Source organism: Agrobacterium sp. GW821-FHT02D03, assembly GCF_059421725.1.
In genome coordinates this window covers 2,198,176-2,225,167 of record NZ_JBWKVN010000001.1, presented here as the reverse complement: position 1 = coordinate 2,225,167, position 26,992 = coordinate 2,198,176, and the positions used below count along the sequence as shown (strand labels likewise).

The 26,992-nt window shown below is 58.6% G+C and carries 25 protein-coding genes; 22 read left to right on the top strand and 3 right to left on the bottom strand.

Annotation, left to right across the window (positions count from 1 at the left end; translation table 11 throughout):
• Nucleotides 1–15 precede the first annotated feature (15 nt).
• Nucleotides 16–426 (bottom strand): peptide-methionine (R)-S-oxide reductase MsrB, encoded by a 411-nt coding sequence (gene msrB, locus AC07U5_RS10580; protein ID WP_494722960.1) that lies wholly within the window; start codon nt 424–426, stop codon nt 16–18.
• A 176-nt stretch (nt 427–602) separates the two neighbouring features.
• Here msrB and AC07U5_RS10575 point away from each other — a divergent pair, with 176 nt between their 5' ends.
• The 8 genes from AC07U5_RS10575 to AC07U5_RS10540 all read left to right on the top strand — a co-directional run bounded on the left by AC07U5_RS10575 (nt 603) and on the right by AC07U5_RS10540 (nt 7,431).
• Nucleotides 603–2,987 (top strand): putative monovalent cation/H+ antiporter subunit A, encoded by a 2,385-nt coding sequence (locus tag AC07U5_RS10575; RefSeq protein WP_494722959.1) that lies wholly within the window; start codon nt 603–605, stop codon nt 2,985–2,987.
• Entirely contained in the window at nt 2,984–3,403 is a 420-nt protein-coding gene (locus AC07U5_RS10570; RefSeq protein ID WP_494722958.1) for a Na(+)/H(+) antiporter subunit B, read from the top strand. The genes AC07U5_RS10575 and AC07U5_RS10570 overlap by 4 nt, the downstream gene beginning before the upstream one ends.
• On the top strand, nt 3,403–3,780 hold the full coding sequence (locus tag AC07U5_RS10565; protein WP_494722957.1) for a Na+/H+ antiporter subunit C: 378 nt from the start codon (nt 3,403–3,405) through the stop codon (nt 3,778–3,780). The genes AC07U5_RS10570 and AC07U5_RS10565 overlap by 1 nt, the downstream gene beginning before the upstream one ends.
• The gene (locus AC07U5_RS10560; protein ID WP_494722956.1) at nt 3,781–5,364 is read left to right on the top strand and encodes a Na+/H+ antiporter subunit D; all 1,584 of its coding nucleotides are present in this window, start codon (nt 3,781–3,783) and stop codon (nt 5,362–5,364) included. It abuts the gene before it with no gap.
• Nucleotides 5,361–5,840, top strand: coding sequence for a Na+/H+ antiporter subunit E (locus AC07U5_RS10555; protein ID WP_494722955.1), 480 nt, complete (start codon nt 5,361–5,363; stop codon nt 5,838–5,840). The genes AC07U5_RS10560 and AC07U5_RS10555 overlap by 4 nt, the downstream gene beginning before the upstream one ends.
• Entirely contained in the window at nt 5,837–6,253 is a 417-nt protein-coding gene (locus AC07U5_RS10550; RefSeq protein ID WP_494722954.1) for a cation:proton antiporter, read from the top strand. Before AC07U5_RS10555 ends, AC07U5_RS10550 begins: the two co-directional genes overlap by 4 nt.
• Nucleotides 6,250–6,591, top strand: a complete 342-nt coding sequence (gene mnhG, locus AC07U5_RS10545) for a monovalent cation/H(+) antiporter subunit G (RefSeq protein ID WP_112359498.1) — start codon at nt 6,250–6,252, stop codon at nt 6,589–6,591. Before AC07U5_RS10550 ends, mnhG begins: the two co-directional genes overlap by 4 nt.
• Before the next feature lie 411 nt (nt 6,592–7,002).
• Entirely contained in the window at nt 7,003–7,431 is a 429-nt protein-coding gene (locus tag AC07U5_RS10540) for a Ros/MucR family transcriptional regulator (protein ID WP_062425746.1), read from the top strand.
• A 177-nt stretch (nt 7,432–7,608) separates the two neighbouring features.
• Here AC07U5_RS10540 and AC07U5_RS10535 read toward each other — a convergent pair whose 3' ends face one another.
• Nucleotides 7,609–8,709 (bottom strand): saccharopine dehydrogenase family protein, encoded by a 1,101-nt coding sequence (locus AC07U5_RS10535; RefSeq protein WP_494722953.1) that lies wholly within the window; start codon nt 8,707–8,709, stop codon nt 7,609–7,611.
• Nucleotides 8,710–8,831: 122 nt separating this feature from the next.
• Here AC07U5_RS10535 and AC07U5_RS10530 point away from each other — a divergent pair, with 122 nt between their 5' ends.
• The gene (locus tag AC07U5_RS10530) at nt 8,832–9,263 is read left to right on the top strand and encodes an Lrp/AsnC family transcriptional regulator (RefSeq protein ID WP_494722952.1); all 432 of its coding nucleotides are present in this window, start codon (nt 8,832–8,834) and stop codon (nt 9,261–9,263) included.
• Between the two features lie 41 nt (nt 9,264–9,304).
• On the opposite strand, the gene AC07U5_RS10525 is transcribed toward AC07U5_RS10530, so the two are convergent.
• Nucleotides 9,305–10,966 carry an alpha/beta hydrolase gene (locus tag AC07U5_RS10525; protein WP_494722951.1) on the bottom strand — a complete coding sequence of 554 codons (1,662 nt, stop codon included), beginning with the start codon at nt 10,964–10,966 and terminating at the stop codon, nt 9,305–9,307.
• Nucleotides 10,967–11,712: 746 nt separating this feature from the next.
• Here AC07U5_RS10525 and AC07U5_RS10520 point away from each other — a divergent pair.
• The 13 genes from AC07U5_RS10520 to AC07U5_RS10460 all read left to right on the top strand — a co-directional run bounded on the left by AC07U5_RS10520 (nt 11,713) and on the right by AC07U5_RS10460 (nt 26,924).
• The gene (locus tag AC07U5_RS10520; protein WP_062426159.1) at nt 11,713–12,021 is read left to right on the top strand and encodes a Dabb family protein; all 309 of its coding nucleotides are present in this window, start codon (nt 11,713–11,715) and stop codon (nt 12,019–12,021) included.
• Nucleotides 12,022–12,438: 417 nt separating this feature from the next.
• Complete coding sequence (locus AC07U5_RS10515; protein ID WP_062438111.1) at nt 12,439–12,708, top strand: hypothetical protein; 270 nt, start codon at nt 12,439–12,441, stop codon at nt 12,706–12,708.
• An 89-nt stretch (nt 12,709–12,797) separates the two neighbouring features.
• Nucleotides 12,798–13,469, top strand: a complete 672-nt coding sequence (locus tag AC07U5_RS10510; RefSeq protein WP_494722950.1) for a response regulator transcription factor — start codon at nt 12,798–12,800, stop codon at nt 13,467–13,469.
• The gene (locus tag AC07U5_RS10505; RefSeq protein ID WP_062598319.1) at nt 13,459–14,859 is read left to right on the top strand and encodes an ATP-binding protein; all 1,401 of its coding nucleotides are present in this window, start codon (nt 13,459–13,461) and stop codon (nt 14,857–14,859) included. The genes AC07U5_RS10510 and AC07U5_RS10505 overlap by 11 nt, the downstream gene beginning before the upstream one ends.
• Nucleotides 14,860–14,991: 132 nt before the next feature.
• Nucleotides 14,992–15,447 (top strand): RT0821/Lpp0805 family surface protein, encoded by a 456-nt coding sequence (locus AC07U5_RS10500; protein WP_111847992.1) that lies wholly within the window; start codon nt 14,992–14,994, stop codon nt 15,445–15,447.
• 238 nt (nt 15,448–15,685) lie between these two features.
• Nucleotides 15,686–16,831, top strand: a complete 1,146-nt coding sequence (ccmI, locus tag AC07U5_RS10495) for a c-type cytochrome biogenesis protein CcmI (protein WP_494722949.1) — start codon at nt 15,686–15,688, stop codon at nt 16,829–16,831.
• The gene (ccmE, locus tag AC07U5_RS10490; RefSeq protein ID WP_494722948.1) at nt 16,828–17,295 is read left to right on the top strand and encodes a cytochrome c maturation protein CcmE; all 468 of its coding nucleotides are present in this window, start codon (nt 16,828–16,830) and stop codon (nt 17,293–17,295) included. The genes ccmI and ccmE overlap by 4 nt, the downstream gene beginning before the upstream one ends.
• Nucleotides 17,292–19,283: a heme lyase CcmF/NrfE family subunit gene (locus AC07U5_RS10485; RefSeq protein ID WP_494722947.1), complete on the top strand. Its 1,992-nt coding sequence runs from the start codon at nt 17,292–17,294 to the stop codon at nt 19,281–19,283. The genes ccmE and AC07U5_RS10485 overlap by 4 nt, the downstream gene beginning before the upstream one ends.
• Entirely contained in the window at nt 19,280–19,744 is a 465-nt protein-coding gene (locus AC07U5_RS10480) for a cytochrome c-type biogenesis protein (RefSeq protein ID WP_113226990.1), read from the top strand. Before AC07U5_RS10485 ends, AC07U5_RS10480 begins: the two co-directional genes overlap by 4 nt.
• Nucleotides 19,745–19,900: 156 nt before the next feature.
• A complete protein-coding gene (locus AC07U5_RS10475; protein ID WP_494722946.1) occupies nt 19,901–21,451 on the top strand; it encodes a Do family serine endopeptidase in 1,551 nt (516 codons plus the stop codon).
• Nucleotides 21,452–21,761: 310 nt separating this feature from the next.
• The gene (locus tag AC07U5_RS10470) at nt 21,762–22,439 is read left to right on the top strand and encodes a response regulator transcription factor (protein ID WP_200924739.1); all 678 of its coding nucleotides are present in this window, start codon (nt 21,762–21,764) and stop codon (nt 22,437–22,439) included.
• Between the two features lie 3 nt (nt 22,440–22,442).
• The gene (locus tag AC07U5_RS10465) at nt 22,443–23,855 is read left to right on the top strand and encodes a sensor histidine kinase (RefSeq protein WP_113225312.1); all 1,413 of its coding nucleotides are present in this window, start codon (nt 22,443–22,445) and stop codon (nt 23,853–23,855) included.
• A 93-nt stretch (nt 23,856–23,948) separates the two neighbouring features.
• A complete protein-coding gene (locus AC07U5_RS10460; RefSeq protein WP_494722945.1) occupies nt 23,949–26,924 on the top strand; it encodes a bifunctional [glutamine synthetase] adenylyltransferase/[glutamine synthetase]-adenylyl-L-tyrosine phosphorylase in 2,976 nt (991 codons plus the stop codon).
• The last annotated feature ends 68 nt before the right edge of the window (nt 26,925–26,992 follow it).

The following is a 26,992-nucleotide window of genomic DNA, read 5'->3' as shown; positions in this document are numbered from 1 at the left end:
CCCTCACAGTCATTCTTACGCTTGTGGCTCGAACACCATGGAATGGCCGTTGATGCAATAACGCAGGCCGGTCGGTGGTGGGCCGTCGGGGAAGACGTGGCCCAGGTGACCGCCGCAATTGGCGCAGCGGATTTCCGTGCGCACCATGCCATGGCTGATATCGCGGTGCTCGGTGACCGCATCCGGCTTTACGGGCTCGAAATAGCTCGGCCAGCCGCAACCGGCATCGAATTTGGTGTCAGAGATGAACAGCGCTTCGTCACAGGCAGCGCAACGGTACAGGCCTTTTTCAGTGCTGTTCCAATAGGGGCCAGTAAAGGCGCGTTCGGTGCTGTGTTCGCGCAGGATTCGATACTGTTCCGGCGTGAGTTGTTCGCGCCATTCGGCATCGGTCTTGGTAATTTTCGGAGATTTGAGATCGCTCATCAGAGGCCCCTTTCTGTTGCCGAAGATATAGGGATGCTGCTTTGCTATTAAAAGAGGGACAAATCGGCGTGTAGTCTGTCGTTTTCGCTACTCAAAGGGTTGAGAGGTCTCGACCTTTCCCATAATTCAGTCTGTTCTGATAGAGAGTCAGCGTTTGGCTCTTAAGGGGAGGCCAGATGGCATTCGGTGTCACGTCGCTGACATTCATCGCACTTTTTTCGCCATTCCTGGCGGCGCTGCTCGCGCCCTCGCTCGTTGGAAGGCTTGGCGCCAAGGCTGCCTGGCTGCTGGCGCTCATTCCCGCATTTGCCTTTGTCCATTTCTTAGGCTTCCTTCCCGAGATCGCGGCAGGCGAGGTGGTGACCGGTGGTTACGTCTGGGTGCCGAGCTTCAATCTCAGTTTCTCCTGGTTCATCGACGGTCTTTCCCTGACCTTTGCGCTGCTGATCACCGGCATCGGCACTCTGATCGTACTCTATGCCGGCGGCTATATGGCCGGGCATCCGCAGCAGGGGCGCTTCCTTGCCTTTCTCTTTCTCTTCATGGGAGCGATGCTTGGCGTCGTCGTCTCCGACAGCCTGATGATGCTGTTCGTCTATTGGGAACTGACCTCTATCACCTCTTTTCTGCTGATCGGATTCGATCATGAGAGAGAAGCGTCACGCCGGGCAGCACTTCAGGCGCTCGTCGTCACCGGCGGTGGTGGTCTGGCGCTTCTGGCGGGCCTCATCTTCATCTGGAACATGAGCGGCACGACCCAGCTTTCGCTGCTCGTTCATGGCGGCGATGTGCTGCGCCAAAGCCCGTTCTACTTTGCGGCACTGCTATTGGTCCTCGGCGGCGCCTTCACGAAATCCGCGCAGTTTCCCTTTCACTTCTGGCTCCCCAACGCCATGGAAGCGCCGACACCGGTGTCGGCTTATCTGCATTCCGCCACCATGGTGAAGGCGGGTGTCTATCTCCTGATGCGGCTCAATCCTGTTCTTGGCGACACGGCGGCCTGGCAAATTCTGCTGCCCTTCTTCGGTGGGCTAACAATGTTGATCGGCGCGCTGATGGCCATCCGCCAGACCGACCTCAAGCTGATGCTCGCCTATACGACGGTATCCTCGCTCGGCCTTCTGGTCATGCTGATCGGTTTCGGATCGGAGCATGCGCTCGAAGCAGCGGTGCTTTACCTTGTGGCGCATTCATTGTTCAAGGGCGCTCTCTTCATGGTCGCTGGCATCATCGATCACGAGACCGGAACCCGGGATGTGCGCCAACTCGGCGGCTTGCGAAAGGTGATGCCGATCACCTTTGTCGCCGCTTTTACTGCCGCACTCTCCATGGCTGGGCTGCCACCCTTCTTGGGCTTCCTGGCGAAGGAGGAAATCTATTATGCCTTGGCGCATGCCAATCCGCGGGCCATCCTCTTTACCGGCGTAGCGGTCATCGGCAATGCTCTGATGTTGGCGATCGCTCTTGCCGTCGGCCTCAAACCCTTTATCGGCATCACGCCGCGGACACCGAAGATGGCACACGAGGCGCCGGTCCTTCTGTGGCTCGGACCGGCTGTGTTGGCCCTCTCCGGATTTCTCGCGGCGGTGTTTTCGAGTTCGTTTCACGCGGCCGTCTCCACGCCGATGGCAACGGCGATCGCCGACGAGCCACGCATGGTGGACATATCGCTGGTGCCGCATGTCGGTGTCCCGCTGGCGCTGTCGCTCTTCACCATCGGTCTTGGGATCATGATCTTCACAATGCTGGGCACGGCACGCTCTCTGATGGATCGCACCCTGCGGGCCATCGGCCCCGGGCCGGACAAGGGGTTCGATACTTTCATCTCCGCGCTCGTCCGCATCTCTTTCGTGTTGACCCGCGTGCTTCAACCCGGCCGACTGGAATTTTACATGACTGCCACCTGCGCCATGATCGCCGTGGCACTGCTGGTACCACTTTTCGTCTATGGCGAACTGCCCGCAACGCCCGCGTGGCCACAGGATGCGCAAATCCATGAATTTACCTTCATCGCCATCGCCGTGATCGGCCTCATTGCGGTGCTGGTGGCGGCGAGCCGATTAACAGCGATCATCGCGCTCGGCATCCAGGGGTTCGCAGTTGCCGTTCTTTTCTTGCTGTTTGGCGCGCCGGACCTCTCCTTCACCCAGTTCATGGTCGAGACACTGTCGGTGGTGATCCTGACGCTCGTCATGACGCGGTTGCGTCTATCGCCATCCGATCACCGTGGGCTCGGCCAGAAGCTTCTCGATGGAACGATCGCGATTGCATGCGGCGCGGGTTTTGCTCTGATGCTGTTGAAATCCACCGAGCAGAGCTTCGACAACAGCCTGACGGCGTTCTTCAACGCCTATTCCAAGATCATCGCGCATGGAAACAATGTCGTGAATGTCATCATCGTCGACTTTCGCGGAACCGATACGCTCGGCGAAATCGCGGTGGTGATGATCACCGCACTTGCCGTTCTGGCGCTGATCCGTATTCGTCCGGGAGCACCGTTACGTCCTCGCGACAACAATCCGGATGATGAATATGAACGCGTCGGGAAGGGCAGGGCATGAACACGCTGATCTTCAGAACCGCAGCGCCCGTGATCACAAGCCTGATGACGCTGTTTTCCATCTTCGTTCTGCTGCGCGGCCATAACGCGCCAGGCGGTGGCTTCATCGGCGGATTGATCGCCGTCTCGGCACTGGCGATCTACGGTATTGCCTTTGGCGTGGAAACCGTGCGGCGCGCCATCATCTTTCATCCGCTGTCGATTGCCGGTTTTGGCCTGCTGATCGCAACACTTTCCGGTATGATATCCCTCGTCGTCGACGTTCCCTTCATGACCGGCCTTTGGGTCTATCCGAGCCTCTTCGGTGTCGAAGTGCCGCTCGCGACCGTCATCTCCTTCGATATCGGCGTCTATCTCGTCGTGGTCGGCGGCTTCACCTCCATCGCACTTGCGCTGGAAGAAAAGGATCGCGACTGATGGAAGCGATATTCTCTATCCTCGTCGGCATCTTCTTCTCGACCGCAATCTATCTCATGCTGTCGCGTCACAGTGTGCGCCTTCTGCTTGGCATCGCGATCCTCGGCAACGCCGTCAATCTTCTGCTCTTCACTGCCGGGCGCCTGCATCGCGAGGTGCCACCCATCATTCCCGCTGGCCTAGACGCATTGCCACCGGATACGGCCAATCCATTGCCCCAGGCGCTCATCCTGACGGCGATCGTCATCTCCTTCTGCTTCTTCTGTTTCCTGCTGGTGCTGGTCTGGCGTGCCTTCCAGGAGTTGAAGACGGACGACACGGACGAGATGCGCGCAGCCGAACCGCAAGCCGAGCCGCTTCCGCCGGTGGGGTACTGAATGCCCGCGCAATTGCTTCTCACCGCATCCGGCCCAACAGCAAGTGTGGATCTCTCGGCAACACTCGTCATGCATCCCACCACCTTTGCCGATTGGCTGATCGTGCTGCCCGTGGCGCTTTGCATCGGTCTTGGTGCGGTGCTGATGATGATCCGCCACCAAACCCGCCTCCACGCACCGATCGCGATTGCAGGACTTGCCATCCTCGTCGGGCTGGATGCCGCACTTGCCTGGCGTGTCGCTTCGAATGGCCCCTTCACCATGGTCATGGGGCGCTGGCTTCCACCCTTCGGCATCGCCTTTACCGCGGATTTGACGGGAGCATTGTTCGCGTTGACCGGAGGTATCATCGCGCTGGTTTGCGCCATCCATGCGGCGCGCGATATCGATGAATCGGGGAGGCGGTACGGCTTCTACCCATTCCTGATGCTGTTGATGGCGGGCGTTACCGGAGCCTTTCTCACCGGCGACATCTTCAACCTCTATGTCTGGTTTGAAGTGCTGCTCGTCTCCTCCTTCGGCCTCATCGTGCTTGGCTCCACGCGCGAACAGATCGATGGTGCGCTGAAATATGCCATCCTCAATCTCATCGGCACGACGCTGTTCCTGATCGCGGTTGGCTATCTCTATGCCATCTTCGGCACGCTCAACATGGCCGACATCGCCATGAAGTCCACAGCGGTTGGCGAGACCGCGCCGCTGATCACTCTGGCTTCGTTGTTCACACTTGCATTCGCCATGAAGGCGGCTGCCTTTCCGGTTAATTTTTGGCTACCCGCGTCCTACCACACGCCGAAAATTGTGGTCTCCGCACTCTTTGGCGGCCTGCTGACGAAGGTCGGCATCTATGCCCTGTTGCGCGTCATGGTCATGCTGTTCCCGGTCCAGCGGGAGGAACTGAGTTTCGTCATTGCCATCTCGGCTGCCTTGACGATGATCCTCGGTGCCATGGGCGCTCTTGCCCAGAACGATCTGCGCCGCATGCTCGGCTACATCGTCATTTCCGGCATCGGCTACATGATGGCGGGTATTGCGATCGGCACCCAGGCGGCACTCAGCGGCGTGGTGTTTTATGCACTGAACTCGATCGTGCTGATGACCGCGCTCTACCTCGCTATCGGCCATACCGCGCGGCTTGGCGGTGCCTGGACACTGTCCGGTCTCGGCGGGCTTTACGCCAGGGCCCCCTGGTTCTCGGCCATGGTGCTGGCACTCTTCTTCGCCGGTGCGGGCTTGCCGCCCTTTTCCGGCTTTTGGCCGAAAGCCATGCTGACGAAATCCGCCATCGATATCGGTGCATGGTGGCTTGCTGCCGCCATCCTCGTCGCGGGCTTCATCTCCACCATCGCCTTGGCAAGGGCGTTTCTTCTCTGTTTCTGGAGACCATCAACGGCTAACGCGCCACGCGCCGTCGCGGATATGAAAGGACCGTCGATGATGCCCGTCGCGGTTCTGACGGCGCTGATCATCGCCGTCGGGCTCTTTCCAGAATCCCTGATGAAACTGAGTGAGGATGCCGCTGCGACACTTGGCGATCCATCCGCCTATATCCGCTCTGTCTTTCCGGGAGGAGCGCTTCGATGAATCTCTTTCTCACAGGCGCACTTTTTGTCATCGTCTGGCTTGCGATTTCGGGCAGCTACACGCTTCCCAATCTGCTTCTTGGCGCTGTCATTGCGGCCCTGTCGCTCGGCCTTGTCCGCCATCAGTTGGTCAGGAGCGATGGCAGACGGGTCCATCTCATTCCGCTTCTGGGGCTGATCGTGCTGTTCATCAAGGAACTGGCACTGTCCGCATGGACCGTCGCGAAGCTGGTCGTTCAGCCAAGGATGGAATTGAAGCCCGGCATCTTTGCCTATCCGCTCGCCGTTCAAGGTGATTTCGAAATCGCTCTTCTGGCTAATCTCATTACCTTAACGCCCGGCACGCTGTCGGTCGATGTGAGCGGGGATCGCAAGGCGCTCTATGTCCACGCGCTCGACTGCAGCGATGTTGAGGCGACCAGAAGGTCGATTGCTGACGGGTTCGAGCGCAAGATCATGGAGGCCTTTACGAGATGACGCCGGAACTCCTCGTCTCCTACGCTTCTTTTGCGGCTCTCCTGATACTGTGCGTCGCTTTCTTGCTCACCGTCTACAGGGTGACCGTCGGCCCCACACTGCCGGATCGCGTTGTCGCTCTCGATATGCTGGTGGGAATCGCCATCGGTTTCATTGCAGTCATCGCGATTCGCACTGGCTTCAACCTTTATGTCGACATCGCGGTGGCACTTTGCTTGGTCGGTTTTCTGGCGACAGTGGCTTTTGCACGCTTCATTTTGTCGCGCCAACCTAAAAATGGGCTGAGGAAAAGACAAATTCTCGACGGCACGGACGTTGTTGCAGCGCCTCCGGCACTACGAAATGTAACGGGTGAAGTCCCAAATAGGTCAGCCAAAGGTCGAAGAAAAAAAGCGAAGGGCAAGACGAAATGAATTGGACAATCGCTCTGGTTGTGACTGTGCTGTGTATTGGCGGTGCCCTGTTTTCGCTCACCGCGGCGATCGGCCTCAACCGCCTTCCGGATTTCTATACTCGGATGCACGCTGCCTCAAAAGCAGGCACCGTCGGTTCCGGCCTGCTTCTTCTCGCAGTTGGCCTTTATTCCCAAGAGCTTGCGGTATTTGGATGCGCTTTCGTCGGCTTCCTGTTTGTTGTTTTGACCGCTCCAATATCGGCACATTTGCTTGCTAAATCCGCGCATCTCGCTGGATATAAATTGTCTTTTCACGCTGTCAAAGACGACCTGGAAGCAGATCGAAAGTCCAACTAGAAAAACATCTTCGCCCTAAACTTGTATGCTTTTCTTCTACTGAAAAATTTTGTTACCCGTTATTTTTTATATATGAGTTTCTGTGAAACTTGCCTGAGTTGTTCCAAAATAATATCTGGACTTTTTTTGGTTTGGTGCTATCCACGATACGCAAAGTTGCTGATGTTGATTTGCTTTTCGTTATTGGCGTTCCGCCGCTGCCTACATTGGACTGAGAAGTCTTGCTGGGCGATTTGCCGGAAATACAGTCACGGATGACGTAAATCGCGTCAGTATATTCCATCTTTTCTGCATGAGGCTCGGGGCTGGCTTCGTGTCATAGACACAAGTGCAGTTTCGCTGGCCTACTTTGCTTTACTGGCGCATGTGGCTTTGCCCGTCGCTACGCGTGACATGAACAGGAGACATTAAATGACGGAAACTACATATGGCGGAGCGCAGAATCTGCTCGTTGAGCTGACTGCGGACATTGTTGCCGCATATGTTAGCCACCACGTCGTTCCGGTTGCGGAACTTCCAAGCCTGATTTCCGACGTCCACAACGCGCTGAACGGCACGTCTGCCCCGGCTGTGGCGTCGGTCAGCGTCGAAAAGCAGAAGCCTGCGGTTTCTGTTCGCAAGTCGGTGCAGGATGATCAGATCATCTGCCTGGAATGTGGCGGTTCTTTCAAGTCGCTCAAGCGTCATCTGACGACGCATCACAACATCACCCCGGAAGAATACCGCGAAAAGTGGGATCTTGCTGTGGATTATCCAATGGTTGCTCCGGCCTATGCAGAAGCGCGTTCGCGTCTGGCAAAGGAAATGGGCCTCGGCCAGCGCCGCAAGTCCGGCCGCTGATCATTTTCGCAATCAGCATTGGCGAAGACACAAAGCCGACCTCAGGGTCGGCTTTTTGCGTTTCTGGAGCGAGTTTCTGACTGCGGTCATACGCAATCAAAAAGGCTGGAGCGAAGTTTCGATCGCGCCAGCCTCGGAAATTTGTTCTAACTTTCTGCTGAGAGGTGAGGGTACCTGTCAGCCGACCTTCGCCAGACCTTCTCGCGGCACGTAATACTGGCCGAAGCGGTTGGCGAGGAAAGCATCGAGAGCCACATCCTCCTGCTTCACGAAGCCGCGCAGCGGCAGCTTGTTTCCAGCAAGAAGATCGAGAACCGTGCAAATGCCTGCGGCAGTGGTGATCTGGATTGCGCTCATCATGCGCCCGGAGACGGGACCGGCATAGATCTTGTTGGCGTAGGTCTCCTGCATGAACCGACCGTTCTTGGTGCCGCAGACGGTGACGAACACGATGACCACATCCTGCATGGTGGCGGGAAGAGCGTTTTCGAACAGGTCTTTCAGCACGTCACGACGGTTGCGCAGGTTAAAGTCGTTGAGAAGCGCCTTCATGATCGAGACGTGGCCGGGATAGCGGATCGTCCGATAGTTCATGGTCCGCACTTTGCCTTCCAGCGTGGCGGCAAGCGTGCCGAGCCCGCCGGACGTGTTGAAGGCTTCGTAGGTCATGCCGTCGAGGGAGAACTCCTCGCGCTCTTCCAAGGCCGGAACGGCCGTCAGGCGCCCTTCGACGATCGCCTCGCATGGCTCGATGTATTCGTTGATCAGGCCGTCCGTGCTCCAGGTGAGATTGTAGTTCAGGGCGTTGGACGGGTACTGCGGCAAGGCGCCAACGCGCATGCGCACACTGTCCAGCTTGTCAAAGCGCGATGCCAGATCGGCAGCGACAATGGAAATGAAGCCCGGTGCCAGGCCGCATTGGGGAATGAGAGCCACCTCCGACGTTTCGGCAAGCTTCTTGACCTTGCGGGTGGATTCCACGTCTTCGGTGAGGTCGAGATAGTGGGTACCGACCACAACGGCTGCCTCGGCAATGCCCGCAGTGAGATGATACGGAGCGGCTGAGAGAACCGCGAACTTGTCTTTCAACAAGGCCTGAAGGCTCGGTCGGTCGGTGATATCCACCACCTCGGTGTCAATCCGCTCATGGGATGGGACATTGGCCAGTTGATCGACCGCGCGGTCGGCAACGGTAATGCGGTAGTCGCCGGTAACCGCAAGCATCCAGGAAATAGCCGAGCCGATATTACCAGCACCGATGACAACGATATGTTTCATGATACGTCCCCTCAAGACATGTGTTGAGGTAACAGAATGCCGCTTTCACAAGACGATTCGTAGCTTCACTTTGTTCACATAGCCGTATAAATTTGTGCATACCGCCAAAGGGAATGCGCATAATGACAATCACTGATAAAGACCGCGCCTTGCTGTCGCTGCTTGGAAGCGATGCCCGCATGCCCGTTGCCGAACTGGCGCGTAAGCTTGGCCTGTCGCGAACAACGGTCCAGGCCCGCATCGAGCGGCTGGAGGAGGAAGGCGTCATCGCCGGCTATGGCCTGAGGCTGTCGGAGAACTACTTGTCCGGGCTGGTGCGCGCCCATGTGCTGATCACAATCGGCCCCAAGGCATTGGCAACCGTCACTGTCGCACTGTCCGCAATCAAGGAAGTCACGACACTTCATTCCGTCAGCGGCAGTTTCGACCTGATTGCGATCCTTGCCGCTCCCTCTATCTCCGACCTAGACGGGCTGATCGACAAGATCGGCGCGCTGGATGGAGTGGAGCGCACGCTCTCATCGATTATCCTGTCGACGCGCATCTCTCGCTGAGGTGCTATCCAGCCCGGCTCAGTCCGTTATTCTCCGAGGTCTTATGCCTCGTCGAGGCTTCCACGGCGCGCCTTGAAGAACACCTTCAGTCGCTGAAGATCGTCTGCGCTCCAGCCTTCCGGTGCTGTCACCTCCATCCATGCGTCGATGTAGTGTTCGGGAGCGTAGACATGGCCGTAGCCCATGGACGCGGTGGTTGCGGCAGCCACGTCCAGGGTCAATTGCAGAAAGGTGACGAGTGGGAACCAGCGGAACGAGGAGGAGACATCGCGGCCACGGGGCTGGTTCATCCATTCGGGTCGCCGATAAACCGATGAGGTCTGGAAGAAGGTGATCGGGTCGCTTGCATATTGCAGATAGACGATCCGCATCGGCCCCCAGGCAACGTTCGGCATCGTCGCTGTTTGATACTGATCTGCAAATCGGATGACGGACGAATCGCGAAACTTTGGCAGCCATTCCGGCGTGCCGGGCACCCGACCATTGGTCGCCATCCGCCATGTGGGGCTTGCGAAGGGCGGCCCGCTCCACAACGCGCCTTGAAACGGATCGGCCAAGACGTCGAAGAGGTCGGACGACTTCTGGCTGTTCAGCGCGCCAAGGCTAAGCCCGTGAAGATAGAGCTTCGGCCTCGTCTCTTTCGGCAACGTCGTCCAATAGCCGTAGATTTCCTCGAAAAGCGCGCGCGCCGTTTCGACCCCGTAATCCGGTTCGGTCAGAAGAGCGATCCAACTGGAGAGATAGGAATACTGCACCGAAACGCTGGCGATATCGCCATTGTGCAGATACTCGACGGTATCCATGGCCTCGGGATCGATCCAGCCTGTGCCGGTCGGCACGACGACGAGCAGGGCGTGGCGCTCGAAGCCGCCTGTGCGTTTCAACTCTTCGAGCGCAAGTTTCGCCCGCGCAGCCGGCGTATCCGCGGAATTGAGCCCGGCATAGACACGGATCGGCTCAAGCGCGGCTTTGCCGGTGAAGCTCGAAATCTGCTGCGCCGTGGGCCCCGTCGCCACAAATTCCCGTCCGCGCCGGCCGAGCGATTGCCACGTCATCAGGGAAGTGTCGCTGCCGGTTTTCAATTGGTCCGTCGGTTGCGGAACGTCCGGCTCGATCAGGCTATCAACCTGTTTCAGCGAACTGTCAGCAAATCGCAGGCCGATGTCGAAGATCAGCCCGTTCAGTGCCATCCACGCAAGCGCGATGGCCGCAACGGCACTGACGACGTTCGCCAGCCGACGCGGCAGGAAGCGACGACTGCGCAAGGCCAACAGGCGACGAACGAGTTGGAAAAGGCGCCCGAAACCAATCAGGATTGCTGCAACGGCGATTGCAATCGCGCCTGTCCTGAACGGGTGGCTGCTATCGAGTGGGCTCATCTCCATCAAGATTCGGATGGAGTTCTGCCAGGTGGCCGCCTGCCAGAGAAAGCCGACCGCGGCGATGGCGGCGGCAAGCGACAGGACGAAGCGGACGCCGCGCCGATCATGCCGGGAAAGCTGCGGCAGCTCCAAATAGAGGTAAACCTCCTTCACCACCACGCCGATGAGGTACCCGATGGCAAAGGAAAAGCCACAGAGAACGCCTTGCATGACGAAGGTGCGCGGGAGAAGCGAGGGCGTCAGCGAAGCACAAAACAGCAATGTCCCCAAGACGATGCCAGTGCTGGACAAAGGTCCGATAAAGCGCCTGATCCACCGCAATAGTATGTTCCTCCAAGGATCTCGGGCACCACGGGAGACCGGCCCCAGCCGACCGCGTGATTTGCAGTCTAGGCACCAGTCTAATACGAGCTTTGCGACGGTGGAAAGAATCGGACGCAACAAAAAGCCCGCGACAGACGATCGTCATGTCGCGGGCTATTTCCATCTGCCGGAGCACACCCTAGGGCATGCAAGCGGCGATCACTTCTTTGGAGACTGCGAAGGCTTTGGCTGGCTGCCACCTTCGCGCATCTGCCGCCATTCGCTCTCGAGGCGGTCGTAAATGTTCTGGGGAATTGTCGCTGTCATGGCATTCCTCCTGACTGGGTTGATGCAGCTCCATTAGCGGGCTCTGAAACCAAGTAAGAGGGCGAGAGGTTCCCAGATTCAAGCAATAATTTTCTCTTAAATCGGTTCGCAGATATTAAAATCGATTAAGAAATTTTCAAATCGATTTAACTGTCGCTGCCAGCATGTGGAAAATCCGCAACTTGCCGAAGGTCGCCTTTCCAAAACCCGATCCGATCATCCGTTGACCATGATTCTCGGTCGTCGCGAGCCGTTTCGCCAGCACTCAAACCCGCTCCGCAAAAGGGGGGCAGTCGCTGGCTTCGTGTCGAACAGGCCGGGTCAGAAAGGGCGTCGCGTGACATCCACCCGGTAAGCTGGATTGAACCCGTTGCGACAGGATGATAGGCGATTGCTCCAGTGTTCTGCCACGACGTTCAATTGACAGGTGCATGCCCATGATCCGCCACATCGTTTTCTTCACCGTTCCTGAAGCCAATCGAGACGCCGTGCGCAAGGGGCTTTCAGGCCTGACGGCCATTCCCCACGCTTCCAAGCTCGAGATCGGCGAGAACGTCAAGAAGGACCAGTGGGGCAACTCGGTCGACTTCATCGTCTACGGCGAGTTCGAGAGCCAAGAGGCGCTCGCCGCCTATAAGGCCGACCCAGCCTATGATCTATCCACTAGAACCGTAAAGCCTCTCCGAGATACGCGAATTGCAGCGGACTTCGATGCCGATAAAGCGGTGACCTCTCCGATCAGCTAAGCCTTGTCTCTGCGAGCTCAGCACAGGCAATGCTAAATACCAAGGCCTTAAGTAGCTGAAAGTAATTGAATTTTTTAGAAAGCACGCAGTCGCTTGGGGTTTTGCTCAACCGGTTTCTTAACGAGGAGACTCAGTATGTTAAGTCTTGGTCGCAAGTGATTCAGAAGCCTCAACGAAATGGCAAAGGAAAGCCGCCGCGGGCTCATAGCTGCCGCGATAAGAACTCTCTTCATTCTACGCAGCAATGGTTACATATCTCTGAAAAGATGATGGTGCTGCTGCTTCGGTCGGGTTGCTATCCCCAGCTTGAACGGACACAAAAGCCCACATTCATTTGCCATTCAGACGCTTTGGGCTAAATATTGCCTCAACAAACTATTTCGACGTGCATCCGACTTTTTGTGGAAGTTTTTGCAAATGGCATCACCTCTAATCATCGCGACGCTTGCAGCCGGAATGTCCGGCTTCCCCGCGCCGCAGGCTGATTTGCGGGCCGGTGCCGTCGAGGCGCCGATTGTTCGCATTGCGAGCGACTGCACCGGCGCCGTCTCCCGCGTCGTTCGCGAAACCGGTGGACAGCTCCTTTCCGTCTATCCGTCCGGCGACGGTCAATCCTGCGTGGTAACAGTTCTGGTGCAGGGCAATGGCGAGCGCCCCCGCAAGGTCACGATGCGCGTACCTATGTAGTTGAATCGTAGCCGAAATCTCCATACATCTGCTATAAACACATTTCGAATGCCGGCTCTGCTGCCGGTTGGACTGAAAAGGGGCAGACGATGCGCATTCTCGTGGTCGAGGACGATACCAACCTCAACCGACAACTGACCGACGCGCTGAAAGAAGCGGGTTATGTGGTCGATCAGGCGTTCGACGGCGAGGAAGGCCACTACCTCGGCGATACCGAGCCTTATGACGCGATCGTGCTCGATATTGGCCTGCCGCAGATGGATGGCATTACCGTTGTCGAAAAATGGCGCTCTGCCGGCAAGTCCATGCCCGTCTTGATTCTTACGGCACGTGACCGCTGGAGCGACAAGGTGGCCGGTATCGACGCTGGCGCCGACGATTACGTGACAAAGCCCTTCCATGTGGAGGAAGTGCTTGCGCGTGTGCGCGCGCTCATCCGTCGCGCCGCAGGCCACGCGTCCTCCGAAATCGTCTGTGGTCCTGTCAGGCTCGACACCAAGTCGTCCAAGGCAACCGTCAATGGCGGGACCTTGAAGCTGACCTCGCACGAGTTCCGGCTGCTTTCCTATCTCATGCATCACATGGGTGAGGTCGTTTCGCGCACCGAGCTGGTCGAGCACATGTACGATCAGGATTTCGACCGCGATTCCAACACGATCGAAGTTTTCGTTGGACGCTTGCGCAAGAAGCTGGGTGTTGACCTCATCGAGACCATTCGTGGTCTTGGCTACCGGATGCAAGCGCCGCAAGATGCGAAGTAATTCACTCACCGCCCGCGTTCTGCTACTAGCCTCGGCATGGTCTGTGCTGGCGCTGGTGGTGATCGCGGTGGTGATTTCGACGCTCTACCGCCAGGGTGTCGAGCGCAGCTTTACCGATCTGTTGCGTGCCCAGCTCTACAACGTCATCAATTCCGTGACGATTTCCAATGAGAACACGCTGGCCGGCAGTCCACAGCTCGGAGATTTGCGTTTCTCCCAACCGGATACGGGATGGTACTGGCTCGTGGAGCCGCTCGGCAACTTCCAGACTGCACCGCTGGTCTCCTCATCACTTGGCGCCTCCAAGCTTGCCGTTCCCAGCATTCTCGATGTGCCCTTCGACAACCGCTATGAACGTTATTACACGCTGACCGATCAGGCCGGAAACCGCATTCAGGTGGCCGAGACCGAAGTCGTGCTGGATGGTGAGGGCAGGGCGGCACGGTTTCGTGTGACCGGCAACCTGAACGTTGTCGAGGACGATGTGCGCGACTTTTCCAACAGCCTCTATCTGGCGCTCGCGGTCTTCGGCGTCGGTAGTCTCGTGGTCAACGGTCTCGCCATCCTCTACAGTCTTCGTCCGCTCGACCATGCACGCGTGGCGCTCGGCAAGATTCGCGGCGGTGAGGCCGAGCGGCTGGAGGGTGAATTCCCGCGCGAAATCCAGCCGTTGGCGCATGAGATCAATGCGCTGATTGAAAGCAACCGCCGCATCGTCGAACGCGCGCGCATGCAGGTTGGCAACTTGGCTCACTCGCTGAAGACACCGATCGCAGTACTGTTGAACGAGGCGCGAACGCTGGACAATCAGCACGGCGATCTGGTGCGATCCCAGGTGGATGCCATGCAGGCGCAGGTACAGTCCTATCTGTCGCGGGCCCGTATCGCTGCCCAGCGCGGCTCGATCCTGGCGCGTGCCGAAGCCGAACCGGCTCTGGAACGCCTGATCCGGGTGATGCGTCGCCTCAACCCCGACAAGGCCTTCGAACTCGATCTTCACCAGCCAGGCACGCTGCTGGCGATGGAGCAGCAGGATCTGGAGGAGGTCGTCGGCAACCTTCTCGAAAATGCCGCCCGCTTTGCGGACAAGCGTATCGTCGTTCGCATGACAACCGGCAGCCATCCGTCCTCCGATCCCGATATCACCCGCCGCGCGTGGATCGAATTGACGGTGGAGGATGATGGGCCTGGTCTAGAGCCCGACCAGATCACCGAAGCGCTGAAGCGCGGGCGACGGCTGGATGAAAGCCGGCCCGGCACCGGTCTTGGACTGTCGATCGTCAGCGAAGTGGTTTCCGAGTATCACGGGAAATTCACCCTGTCGCGCAGCGAACTCGGTGGATTGAAGGCCACACTGCTTTTGCCGGGCCTGTCGAAAGAGCTTGCTTAAGACAAGCGAAAAGGCAATTAATTCAAGCCGGAAGAGTGATGACGATGTGCCTGATGATGCGTGGCGCGCTGCCGTCACTCAGCAGGGTTTAGCAGTTGAGCGTTTGCAAGGAGTAGTATTTTGATGGAAGCGATGTGCAGTGCAGGTGTGAGAGCAACAGGGTCTCGCTTGGCGCGACCTGCCGTTCTGTCCCTGATTGTCGTTTCCGTTTTAAGCTCCTGCACAACATCCAACACGCGCGGACCTGCAAGCGGTGGAGGCCTTTTTAGCGGTCGCGGATCGTCTTCCGTATCCTATATCGCCAACCTCCAGGGCGGCATCGTGTCGCGCAGTGGCATTCAGTTGAGCCGCGGCGATTACAACAAGGCACTGGAAGCGGAGTATCGCGCGCTCGAGACCGCGCCCGGCGGACAGGCGGTGACCTGGAGCGGCAGTGCAAATGGTGAGGTGATCGCCAACGCGCCCTACCAAGTCGGCAACCAGAATTGCCGTCAATATTCTCATACCATCAACGACAATGGTCGCGAGGCGAAGGTGCGCGGGGCGGCCTGCCGCAACGCGGATGGAACCTGGACGCCGCTTACCTGACGTCTGCCCCGCGGGATCATTCTGATAGCGAGCGCTCTCGGGTTCTTGCCTTTCTGTCGGCGCTCGCGACGGGGTCCGGGGTCATAGTCCTGGCGGAAGGGAATTCTTCCATTTGACTTGTGTCAAGGAAGTCGTACGTCTTCCTGTGAGAGAACGTCGCGCGGCCGATGGCCTCAAATTCGTGTCATCCCGTTGCGGCTTGTTTCAAAGCAGCGCGCATTCGAGTAGTTGAGTGGGAATGTTCTGGATTCTCGTTGCCATATTGACGGCGGCTGTCGCCATTATTCTCACCCATCCTCTGATGCGCAGCAAGCAATCTGCCATTGTCGATGGAGAAGGAGAGGTTGCCGTCTATCGCGATCAGCTGGCAGAGCTTGAGCGCGAACGCGCATCCGGGCTGATCGGAGAAACGGAAGCGGAATATGCGCGCGCCGAGATCGGGCGACGCCTTCTGGCTGCGGCGTCAGGAAAGAGTGAGCAGGACACTGCCTTGACTGCTCGCCGACATAGTGTGATCGCAAGCCTTGTGACGGCGGCTTTACCGATCACGGGGCTCTGTCTTTACTTGTTCATGGGAAGCCCCAATCATCCGGACATGCCGCTGGAAGCACGTCTAGAAAATCCCGGCAGCGACATGAACCTTTTGATTGCCAAGGCGGAACGCCATCTGGCGCAAAACCCTGCGGACGGCGCGGGATGGGATGTGCTGGCGCCGATCTACTTCAAGACGATGCGCTTTGGCGATGCTGAAATGGCTTACCGAAACGCCATCCGCTTGCTGGGCGATAACCCCGAGCGCTTGACCGGATTGGCTGAAACACTTGTCACAGCCAATCAGGGCATCGTCACGCAGGAAGCTCAATCCGCTTTCGCCGATGCGGAGAAATTGCGGCCCGGCAATCCGCGAGCGCGCTTCTATCTGGCGCTTGCGCTGGAACAGGCTGGTAAGAAGGATGAGGCGCGCGACGCATTCGCGGCCATCTTGAAGGCTTCTCCAGCCGGCGCGCCCTGGATACCGCTCGTTCAGGCACATCTTGAGGCAACCGGCGGCGATGCGGCAGTTGCTGCCGTGCCGAAGCCCGAAGCGCCGGGCAATCCGACGGCTGAAGATATAGAGGCTGCCAACGCCATGGCACCAGAGGATCGCAAGGCGATGATTGCCGGTATGGTCGAAAGTCTGGACGGCAAGCTTCGTGAGCAACCCGACAATTTTGAGGGCTGGATGCGGCTTGTGCGCTCCTATGCCATGCTGAACAATGACGGTAAGGCGAAGGAAGCACTGCAAAACGGGCTGAAGGCCTTTCCGCCGGACGGCGAGCAGGGCAAGAAATTGCTGGCCCTAGCACAGCAACTTGGAATTCCCGCCGACGGAGTGACGCAATGACGCGCAAACAGAAGCGATTGGCGATCATCGGCGGTGGCCTGAGTTTCATCATGCTGGCTGTCTTTCTGGTGATGTTCGCTTTCGGCCAGTCCATCGCTTACTTCTATATGCCGGTTGATCTCGAAAAGACCTCCGTTGCGCCAGGCACGCGTATCCGCCTCGGCGGCCTGGTGGCCGAAGGATCGGTCAAGCGTGGCGAAGGCCGCACCGTCAGCTTCACCGTGACGGACGGCTCTGGAAGCGTTCCAGTCAGCTACACCGGCATCCTGCCGGATCTGTTTCGCGAGGGCCAAGGCGTGGTGACGGAGGGTGTTTTCGATGCCGCAACCCACGCCTTCATGGCAGACAGCGTGCTTGCCAAGCATGACGAGAACTACATGCCGAAGGAAGTGGCCGACCGGTTGAAAGACAAGGGTCTTTGGCAGCAGACGCAGGATGGCAACAAGACCGGGGCGACCAAATGATCAGTGAAATCGGTCACTACTGTCTCATCCTTGCGCTCGCGGTTTCCGTCGTCGTCTCCATCCTGCCGGTTATCGGCGTTCGTCGTCACGATCGCGGGCTGATGGATGTCGCGTCCACCGGTTCGCTTCTGATGTTTCTTCTGGTTGGTCTGAGCTTCGGTGCGCTGACGCACGCCTATGCGGTTTCAGACTTCTCGTTGAAGAACGTCTTCGAGAACTCGCATTCTTTGATGCCGATGATCTACAAATTGACCGGCGTCTGGGGCAACCATGAAGGCTCCATGCTTCTGTGGCTGCTGATCCTGGTGTTCTTCAGTGCGCTTGTCTCAGTCTATGGCCGCAATCTGCCCGATACGTTGAAAGCCAATGTGCTCTCGGTCCAGGCCTGGATCAGCACGGCCTTCCTGCTGTTCATTCTGTTGACCTCCAATCCGTTTCTGCGGCTCGACCCTGTTCCAGCTGAGGGACAGGATCTGAACCCTATCCTTCAGGATTTCGGTCTCGCCATTCATCCGCCCCTGCTTTACCTCGGCTATGTGGGCTTTTCCGTCTGTTTTTCCTTCGCCGTTGCCGCCCTCATGGAAGGCCGCATTGATGCCGCCTGGGCGCGCTGGGTGCGTCCATGGACGCTGGCTGCCTGGACCTTCCTGACGGCGGGCATCTCCATGGGCTCTTACTGGGCCTATTACGAACTCGGCTGGGGAGGCTGGTGGTTCTGGGACCCGGTCGAAAACGCCTCCTTCATGCCCTGGCTTGCGGGAACGGCGCTTCTGCATTCGGCGCTCGTCATGGAGAAGCGCGAGGCGCTGAAAATCTGGACGGTGCTTTTGGCGATCATGACGTTCTCGCTGTCGCTGCTCGGCACCTTCCTCGTCCGCTCCGGCGTGCTGACCTCGGTCCACGCCTTCGCCACCGATCCGAGCCGCGGTATCTTCATTCTCTGCATCCTGATGATCTTCATCGGCGGCGCTTTTTCGCTCTTTGCATGGCGCGCCCCGACGCTGAAGGCAGGCGGTCTGTTTGCGCCGATTTCGCGTGAGGGCGCACTGGTTCTCAACAATCTGATCCTGACGGTGTCCACCGCCACGGTGTTGATCGGCACGCTCTATCCGCTGGTTCTTGAAACCCTGACAGGCGAGAAGATTTCCGTTGGTGCGCCCTTCTTCAACATTACCTTCGGCCTGTTGATGATCCCGATCCTGGTCGTCACACCCTTCGGACCGATGCTCGCCTGGAAGCGTGGCGATCTTCTTGGGGCCTTCCAGCGGCTCTATGTGGCCGCGGCCCTTGCGGCTCTCGCAGGACTGGCGCTCTGGTACATCCAAAATGGCGGGCCGGTATTGGCAGCGCTTGGCATAGCCGCAGGCTTCTGGCTGATCTTCGGCGCGCTTGCCGATCTCTGGTACCGTGCCAATTTTGGTAAGTTGACGCTTGGCGTTGCGTTCCGCCGCCTGAAAGGTCTGCCTCGCTCGGCGTTCGGCACGGCGCTTGCACATATCGGCCTCGGCATCACGGTGCTTGGCATCGTCACCGTCACCACATTCGAGACGGAAACCGTGGTCGAGATGGAGCAGGGCATGGTGGTGGAGGCGGGCGGCTATAGCCTGACCTTTGACGGCATCCGTCATCACGTCGGCCCGAATTACACCGAAGATCGCGGCCACTTCACCGCCCGCAAGGCGGGTGAGGAGGTGGGCGATGTCTGGTCCTCAAAGCGCCTCTATACCGCGCGCCGCATGCCGACGACAGAAGCCGGCATCATGACCTTCGGTCTCTCACAACTCTATGTATCCCTCGGCGATCCGATGCAGGATGGTGGTATCGTCGTGCGCATCTGGTGGAAGCCCTTCATCCTTTGCATCTGGGGCGGTACGCTGTTCATGATGCTGGGAGGCTTTATCTCGCTCTCCGACCGTCGCCTGCGTGTGGGCGCGCCAAGCCGCAAGGCAAAGCCTGCGAAAGCGGCAAGCCTGGAGCCGGCGGAATGAGAGCGATGCTCGCAAGATTGTCGTTGCTCATCATTCTGGCGCTCAGCGCCTCTCCCGCCTTCGCTTTCAACCCGGACGAGGTCCTTGCCGATCCTGCGCTCGAAGCACGGGCGCGCAACCTCACGGCCCAATTGCGCTGCATGGTCTGCCAGAACCAGTCGATCGATGACAGCAATGCGGAGCTTGCCCGCGATCTGCGTCTTCTCGTGCGCGATCGTTTGGTCAAGGGCGACAGCGATGATGCGGTAATCAACTATGTCGTCTCGCGCTATGGCGAGTTCGTGCTGTTGAAACCGCGCTTCAGCGCAAGGACTCTGGCTCTATGGGGGGCGCCGATAGGTCTTCTTCTGATCGGCGGAGTGGCGGTCTTCGTCTTTTCCCGTCGCCGCGCCGCGCTCTCGGAAGGCCAGAAATTGACGGCGGATGAAGAAGCCAGGATCCGCGACTTGCTGGAACGCTGAGGTTTGCACCGCCATATCGCTCAATGCGGCAATATTACTAATTTTTCATAAGGCAGCCACTTCGCTGTAAGGTGGGAGCTCCTATATCTTTTGTCATCCACCGCTGCTCCGATCCTCCTCGGAGGCTCCAGTCAGATGAAGAAAGAAGGAAATCAAATGTCTCAAATGCAAAACGGACGCTCTTCGTTGAAGACAGTTCTGAAGTCTTCGGCCGTCGGCGGTCTTGCCGCGCTGATGCTGACCACCGGCGTCGCTGGCCCAATCGCCCGTTCCTTTGCAGCACCTGTCGAGGTGAATGCACCCCAGGTACCGAGCTTTGCCAGTGTCGTTGACGCCGTTTCTCCCGCGGTCGTTTCAGTTCGCGTCAAATCCAATGTCGAGCCGGTTTCTGACGACAGCAGCAGTTTTTCCTTCGGCGGTCGCGGTCTGGATCAGCTTCCTGACGACCATCCGCTGAAGCGCTTCTTCAAGGAATTCGGTGGTCCTGGTGCGAACGAAGACAAGCGTGGCCCCAATCGCCACCGCGAAGGTAAAGGCCCGCTGCGCCCCGTCGCTCAGGGCTCCGGCTTCTTCATCTCGGAAGACGGCTACATCGTCACCAACAATCACGTCGTCGATGACGGCTCCGCCTACACGGTGGTGCTCAACGATGGCACCGAATACGACGCCAAGCTTATTGGCCGCGATCGGCGCACCGACCTGGCTGTGCTGAAGGTCGATGTGAATCGCAAGTTCACCTATGTGCAATTTGCCGATGACAGCAAAATCCGCGTGGGTGACTGGGTCGTGGCTGTCGGTAACCCCTTCGGTCTTGGCGGTACGGTCACCTCCGGTATCGTCTCGGCCCGCGGCCGTGATATCGGCTCCGGTCCTTATGACGACTACCTGCAGATCGATGCGGCCGTGAACCGTGGTAACTCCGGTGGCCCCGCCTTCAACCTCAATGGGGAAGTCGTCGGCATCAACACCGCGATCTTCTCACCTTCCGGCGGCAACGTCGGTATCGCGTTCGCGATTCCCGCATCCGTTGCCAAGGATGTCGTTCAGGATCTGATGAAGGACGGCAAGGTCGAGCGCGGCTGGCTTGGCGTGCAGATCCAGCCCGTCAGCAAGGATATCGCCGAATCGCTCGGCCTCTCCGAAGCCAAGGGTGCGCTCGTCGTGGCTCCGCAGCCGGGTTCTCCCGGTGACAAGGCCGGCATCAAGCAGGGTGATATTATCACCGCGGTCAATGGCGATCCGATCAAGGATGCACGCGAACTGTCCCGTCGCATTGGCGCGCTGGCACCCAACACCAAGGTCGAACTGTCGCTCTGGCGCGATGGCAAGTCGCAGTCGGTCAGCGTCACCTTGGGTGATTTGGCAAATGATGACGCGTCTGCAGGTGCCCAGGGTCAAAACGACAATGATCGCGGCGGTCAGTCTTCCAGCGAGAAGGCTCTTTCGAGCCTCGGCCTGACGGTTGCTCCTGCTGAAGATGGCAAGGGTCTAGCCATCACTGATGTCGATCCGGACTCCGACGCCGCAACCCGCGGGCTCAAGGCGGGCGAAAAGATCACTTCGGTCAACAACCAGCAGGTCGCATCCGCCGCCGATGTCGAGAAGGTGATCAATCAGGCCAAGAAGGACGGCCGCACCAAGGCTTTGTTCCAGATCGAAACCGAGCAAGGCAGCCGCTTCATCGCCCTCGACATCGATCAGGGTTGATAGGGAAGAGATACGAGAGGGGCGCTTTGCCCCTCTCTTTTTTTTAGCCGTAGAACAGCAAGGAAGCCGCGGATATCTGCGGCGGCTTCGTATTTCACGATCGACAATTCGATGGCCGGCTCTCGGCCATCCAAGGCCGAAGTCACCTGGAGCGGCGCGCCGCTTATTGCAAAGGTGGCAGGCCAGGCAGACAGGAGACATCATCATGGCAGAACACATCAGCCGATCCTTGGAAAGTCATCTGCATAATGCTGCGGGCGAACCTCTTTCCAGTTGTGCGCTGGATGATATCGACGTTAATGTTCCCCACATGAAAATACTTGTTATTGAAGATGATTTGGAAGCCGCCGCCTATATGACGAAGGCATTCCGTGAAGCTGGTATTGTTGTCGACCACGCCAGTGATGGCGAAAGCGGCCTGTTTATGGGCTGCGAAAATGTTTATGACGTGATGGTCGTCGACCGCATGTTGCCGCGTCGTGACGGCCTCTCCGTTATTTCAGAATTGCGCAGGAAGGGTGTCGAGACTCCGGTGCTCATTCTCTCGGCACTTGGTCAGGTGGATGACCGCGTAACCGGCCTTCGCGCCGGTGGCGATGATTATCTTCCCAAGCCCTATGCCTTCAACGAGCTTCTTGCCCGGATCGAGGTGCTTGGTCGCCGCAAGGGCAAGCCCGAGCAGGACATGATCTATCGCGTCGGCGATCTCGAACTCGACCGGCTTTCACACGACGTGCGCCGTAATGGCAAGGAAATCCTGCTGCAGCCGCGTGAGTTCCGCCTGCTGGAATATCTGATGAAGAATGCCGGCCAGGTGGTGACCCGCACCATGCTCTTGGAAAATGTCTGGGATTATCACTTCGATCCCCAGACCAATGTCATCGACGTTCACGTCTCGCGTCTGCGCTCCAAGATCGAAAAGGATTTCGACAAGCCCTTGCTGAAGACGATCCGTGGTGCTGGCTATATGATGAAGGACGAAGGCTAAACGATGCCTTCGCGCTTGCGCCTTCTTTTCAGCTCCACTGCTGTCCGTCTTTCCGCGCTCTACATTCTGTTGTTTGCGCTTTGCGCGGCTTTTCTCGTCTTCTACGTCACCGCACTTTCGGAGCGTCTGCTAAACCAGCAAACGCGCGATGCCGTGCTGCAGGAGGTCAACGATGTTCAGCGCGTCTATGAGCGCGGCGGGATCAATCCACTTTTGCGGATGATGGAACGACGCGCCCGCCAGCCGGGTGCAAGTCTTTATGTCATCGCCGGACCCAATGGTGAAATCCTGGGCGGCAACGTTGCCTCGGTACAGCCCGGCGTGTTTGACAATGAAGGCTGGACCGAATTTCCCTTCACCTATGAGCGCTACTCTGAAAGTGGCGACAGCGTAAAACACCTCGCCACTGCCAATATCTTCGTCCTTGATAATGGCCTGCGCATTCTCGTCGGCCGCGATTTGGGCGAGCCGACGAAGTTCCGCCTGCTGGTGCGCAGCGCGCTGATGGTGGCGCTGGCGATCATGGGCGGCGGTGCGCTCATTATCTGGTTTGCCATCGGGCAAAATGCCCTGAAGCGACTCGATCGCATGTCGGCCGCAACGAAGAAAATCATGGCGGGCGATCTCTCGCAACGGCTTCCAGAGGGCAGGTCCGGCGACGAATTCGATCGGCTTTCCGGTTCGCTGAATGCGATGCTCGGCCGCATCGAAAAGCTGAATGAGGGTTTACGTCAGGTCTCCGACAATATCGCCCATGACCTGAAGACCCCGCTGACGCGACTGCGCAACAGGGCGGCCGATGCACTTGATGATCCGGACGACAACAAGCGGCGCGCGGCGCTCGAAGGCATCATCGCCGAATCCGACCAGTTGATCCGCACTTTCAATGCGCTTTTGATGATCTCGCGCGTCGAGGCTGGCTCGATTGCCGCGGAGATGACCGACGTGGATATCTCTGCCATTGCCGAAGACAGCGCCGAACTTTACGAACCTGTGGCCGATGAGGAAGGGTTGACGCTGACTGCGGCCATCGAGCCTGGACTGGTCGTACAGGGCAATCGCGAGCTGATCGGTCAGGCACTGACCAATCTCATCGACAATGCCATCAAATATTCAGCAGGGCATGACGGTGAAAAGCGGCTCGTCGTAAAGCTTGGTCGAAGCGAGGAAGGCATCATCCTTTCAGTTGCCGATACCGGCCCGGGCGTTCCAGCTGAAAAGCGCGCCGAGGTGATCAAACGCTTCGTGCGACTGGATGAAAGCCGTTCCAAGCCCGGAACGGGCCTCGGTCTCTCGCTGGTGGAGGCGGTGATGGAGCTTCACAGCGGTGAACTGCGTCTCTCGGATACCGATCCGGGCAATCCAGCGTCGCCTGGTCTCACCGTGTCCATGGTCTTTCCAGCGTCCAAGCCGTAAGGTTATGTCTCTTTCCCTGAAGCCTGTGGCGTGCACAGTGGTGCAGGGAGAGAAAAAGCCCGTCCAACAGGGTGACATGCAGGAGGAGAGACCATGACAGGTGCGGCATTCGCGGCAACACGGCTTGATGAAGTGCAACCAGGAACGATCCGTGCACTCACCCAAACCGAACTGAAATCCGTTCTCTCGTGCCTGAAAGACATTGCCAAGCGCGAACCCGCAATTGCCGAAATGATGGCGGGCGACAGCCCGCTGAAAGATTTCGTCGCCAACGCCTTCACCTTGTCTCCCTACCTGCGGGATGCGGCGAGCGCCGACGAGGGGCTGCTGACGCTTGCCGTTTCGGAACCGGTCGAGGCATCGCTCGGCAGACTGGTCGAGGAAGCTCGCAATTGCTGGCAACCGGGTGAGGATGGCGCCATTCCGACGGAGGCGGAGGTGATGACGACGCTGCGCGTCGCCAAACGCCGCCTGTCCTTCATTGCAGCCTCGGCCGATCTCGGCCGCATCTTTACCGCCCGCGACACGACGCGATGGCTGAGCGACATGGCCGACGCAGCGCTGTCGGCCGCAATCGATCATCTGCTTCTCGCCAACCATAATAGCGGCAAGCTTACGCTCAAAGATCCGCAAGCACCGAGCGAAGGCTCGGGTCTCATTGTGCTCGGCATGGGCAAGCTCGGCGCGCGCGAGCTCAATTACTCCTCCGACATCGACGCTGTCGTGTTCTTCGAGCCCATGGCTGGCATAGTGCCCGATCCGCTGGATGCGCTGGAAATCTTTGGGCGAATGATGCGGCGGCTGATCCGCATCATGCAGGAGCGTACCGCCGACGGCTATGTGTTCCGAACCGACCTTCGTCTTCGCCCCGACCCCGGCTCAACGCCGCTTGCCATACCGGTCGATGCGGCGCTGCTTTACTATGAGGGCAGGGGGCAGAACTGGGAGCGGGCGGCCTATATCAAGGCGCGACCTGTGGCAGGCGATATCAAGGCGGGCGCGGGCTTCCTGCGCGAACTGACGCCCTTCGTCTTCCGCAAATATCTCGATTACGCTGCAATTGCCGATATCCATTCCATCAAGCGACAAATTCATGCGCATAAGGGCCACGGGGCGATCGCGGTGAAGGGGCATAACGTCAAGCTTGGACGCGGCGGCATTCGTGAGATCGAATTCTTTGCCCAGACGCAGCAATTGATCGCAGGCGGGCGCATGGCTCCCTTGCGTGTCCGCTCAACCGAAGAAGCGCTTGCGGCGCTGACGGATGCCAAATGGATCGACGCGGAGACGCGGGACAGTCTGACCGAAGCCTATTGGTTCCTGCGCGAGGTCGAGCATCGCATCCAGATGGTTCGCGACGAGCAGACGCATATCCTGCCGGATACGGAAACCGAATTGAAGCGCATCGCCTTCATGCTCGGCTTTGCCGACACCAAAGCATTTTCCGAGAAACTGGAGGACGTGCTGCGTCTGGTAGAGCGCCAGTATTCCGCTCTCTTCGAGCAGGAAACGAAGCTGTCCGGCGAGAGCGGCAACCTTGTCTTCACCGGTCAGAAGGATGACCCCGACACATTGAAGACGCTGGAAAGACTTGGTTTCGAGCGCCCAGGAGACATGTCACGGGTGATCCGCACCTGGCACAATGGCCGCTACCGCGCCACACAATCGGTCGAGGCGCGCGAAAGACTGACCGAGTTGACGCCGGACCTGCTGAAGGCCTTCGGCGAGAGCAAACGCGCCGACGAGGCGCTGCTCCGCTTCGACAACTTCCTTTCCGGGCTGCCGGCGGGCATCCAGCTCTTCTCCCTCCTCGGTAACAATCCGGCGCTCCTGTCGCTGCTGGTCACGATCATGTCGTCCGCCCCGAGACTGGCCGAAATCATCGCGGCACGACCGCATGTCTTCGACGGCATGCTCGACCCGGCGCTGATGACCGAGATTCCGACGCGTGATTATCTTTCCCAGCGCATGAAGGGCTTCCTCTCGCCTGCGCGGCATTACGAGGACATTCTCGACCGGCTGCGCATTTTTGCTGCCGAGCAGCGCTTCCTGATCGGCGTTCGGCTCTTGACCGGTGCGATCACCGGCGAGGTGGCGGGCCGCGCCTTCACTCACCTTGCCGATCTCGTGATCGAAGCGGCTTTACATGCCGTCCTGGTCGAAATGGCGACGACGCATGGCGCCTATCTGGGCGGGCGCGTCGCCGTCATCGGCATGGGCAAGCTCGGCTCCTTCGAGCTGACCGCCGGCTCCGACGTCGATCTCATTCTGCTATATGATTACGACGACGGCGCTGCCGAATCCGACGGCGCGAAGCCGCTCGATGCGGTGCGCTACTTCACCCGGGTCACCCAGCGATTGATCGCGGCTCTTTCCGCCCCAACGGCCGAAGGCGTGCTCTATGAGGTCGACATGCGCCTCAGACCATCCGGCAACAAAGGACCGGTGGCGACCCGCATCTCGACCTTCGAAAAATACCAGCGCGAAGAAGCCTGGACGTGGGAGCATCTCGCACTCTCCAGAGCCCGACTGATCTGCGGTGACGCAACCTTGATTGCCGATGCCGATCGGATCATTGCCTCGGTCCTGTCGCAAAAGCGAGACGTCGCCAAGGTCGCCGCCGACGTTCGGGAGATGCGCCAACTGATCGACAAGGAAAAGCCTGCCGAAAGCCTCTGGGATTTCAAGCTCATCCCCGGCGGACTGGTCGATCTGGAATTCATTGCCCAATATCTGACACTGGTCGCGCCGGCAAAGGGTCTGCCTCTGCATGAGCCGGGAGAGAGCACGTCCGATGCGCTCAAACGCATGGCCTCAGAAGCGATGGAGCCCCAGACACATGACGATTGCATCGAAGCAATGCGGCTCTTCACCGAACTGTCGCAGATCATCAGGCTGTGCATCGATACGGATTTCGATCCGAAACAGGCGCCTGCGGGTTTGATCGATCTTGTCTGCAGAGCAGGGGACTGCCCCGATATTGCGACGCTGGAGGGCGAGGTAAAGCGTCTGTCGAAAGCCGTCCGGAAGGCTTTCTTGGCATTGGTGTCCTCAAAAGGGGATTTGTGAAGCCAGTGCACGATCATTGGGCGCAAGGATATAGTCCATTCTTTGTGCTTCAAAAGAATGCGGGAGCG

Bases quoted from the DNA above. Each gene is read 5' to 3' on its own strand.
- msrB (WP_494722960.1), bottom strand. From the start codon at position 426: ATGAGCGATCTCAAATCTCCGAAAATTACCAAGACCGATGCCGAATGG.
- AC07U5_RS10575 (WP_494722959.1), top strand. From the start codon at position 603: ATGGCATTCGGTGTCACGTCGCTGACATTCATCGCACTTTTTTCGCCA.
- AC07U5_RS10570 (WP_494722958.1), top strand. From the start codon at position 2,984: ATGAACACGCTGATCTTCAGAACCGCAGCGCCCGTGATCACAAGCCTG.
- AC07U5_RS10565 (WP_494722957.1), top strand. From the start codon at position 3,403: ATGGAAGCGATATTCTCTATCCTCGTCGGCATCTTCTTCTCGACCGCA.
- AC07U5_RS10560 (WP_494722956.1), top strand. From the start codon at position 3,781: ATGCCCGCGCAATTGCTTCTCACCGCATCCGGCCCAACAGCAAGTGTG.
- AC07U5_RS10555 (WP_494722955.1), top strand. From the start codon at position 5,361: ATGAATCTCTTTCTCACAGGCGCACTTTTTGTCATCGTCTGGCTTGCG.
- AC07U5_RS10550 (WP_494722954.1), top strand. From the start codon at position 5,837: ATGACGCCGGAACTCCTCGTCTCCTACGCTTCTTTTGCGGCTCTCCTG.
- mnhG (WP_112359498.1), top strand. From the start codon at position 6,250: ATGAATTGGACAATCGCTCTGGTTGTGACTGTGCTGTGTATTGGCGGT.
- AC07U5_RS10540 (WP_062425746.1), top strand. From the start codon at position 7,003: ATGACGGAAACTACATATGGCGGAGCGCAGAATCTGCTCGTTGAGCTG.
- AC07U5_RS10535 (WP_494722953.1), bottom strand. From the start codon at position 8,709: ATGAAACATATCGTTGTCATCGGTGCTGGTAATATCGGCTCGGCTATT.
- AC07U5_RS10530 (WP_494722952.1), top strand. From the start codon at position 8,832: ATGACAATCACTGATAAAGACCGCGCCTTGCTGTCGCTGCTTGGAAGC.
- AC07U5_RS10520 (WP_062426159.1), top strand. From the start codon at position 11,713: ATGATCCGCCACATCGTTTTCTTCACCGTTCCTGAAGCCAATCGAGAC.
- AC07U5_RS10515 (WP_062438111.1), top strand. From the start codon at position 12,439: ATGGCATCACCTCTAATCATCGCGACGCTTGCAGCCGGAATGTCCGGC.
- AC07U5_RS10510 (WP_494722950.1), top strand. From the start codon at position 12,798: ATGCGCATTCTCGTGGTCGAGGACGATACCAACCTCAACCGACAACTG.
- AC07U5_RS10505 (WP_062598319.1), top strand. From the start codon at position 13,459: ATGCGAAGTAATTCACTCACCGCCCGCGTTCTGCTACTAGCCTCGGCA.
- AC07U5_RS10500 (WP_111847992.1), top strand. From the start codon at position 14,992: ATGTGCAGTGCAGGTGTGAGAGCAACAGGGTCTCGCTTGGCGCGACCT.
- ccmI (WP_494722949.1), top strand. From the start codon at position 15,686: ATGTTCTGGATTCTCGTTGCCATATTGACGGCGGCTGTCGCCATTATT.
- ccmE (WP_494722948.1), top strand. From the start codon at position 16,828: ATGACGCGCAAACAGAAGCGATTGGCGATCATCGGCGGTGGCCTGAGT.
- AC07U5_RS10485 (WP_494722947.1), top strand. From the start codon at position 17,292: ATGATCAGTGAAATCGGTCACTACTGTCTCATCCTTGCGCTCGCGGTT.
- AC07U5_RS10480 (WP_113226990.1), top strand. From the start codon at position 19,280: ATGAGAGCGATGCTCGCAAGATTGTCGTTGCTCATCATTCTGGCGCTC.
- AC07U5_RS10475 (WP_494722946.1), top strand. From the start codon at position 19,901: ATGTCTCAAATGCAAAACGGACGCTCTTCGTTGAAGACAGTTCTGAAG.
- AC07U5_RS10470 (WP_200924739.1), top strand. From the start codon at position 21,762: ATGAAAATACTTGTTATTGAAGATGATTTGGAAGCCGCCGCCTATATG.
- AC07U5_RS10465 (WP_113225312.1), top strand. From the start codon at position 22,443: ATGCCTTCGCGCTTGCGCCTTCTTTTCAGCTCCACTGCTGTCCGTCTT.
- AC07U5_RS10460 (WP_494722945.1), top strand. From the start codon at position 23,949: ATGACAGGTGCGGCATTCGCGGCAACACGGCTTGATGAAGTGCAACCA.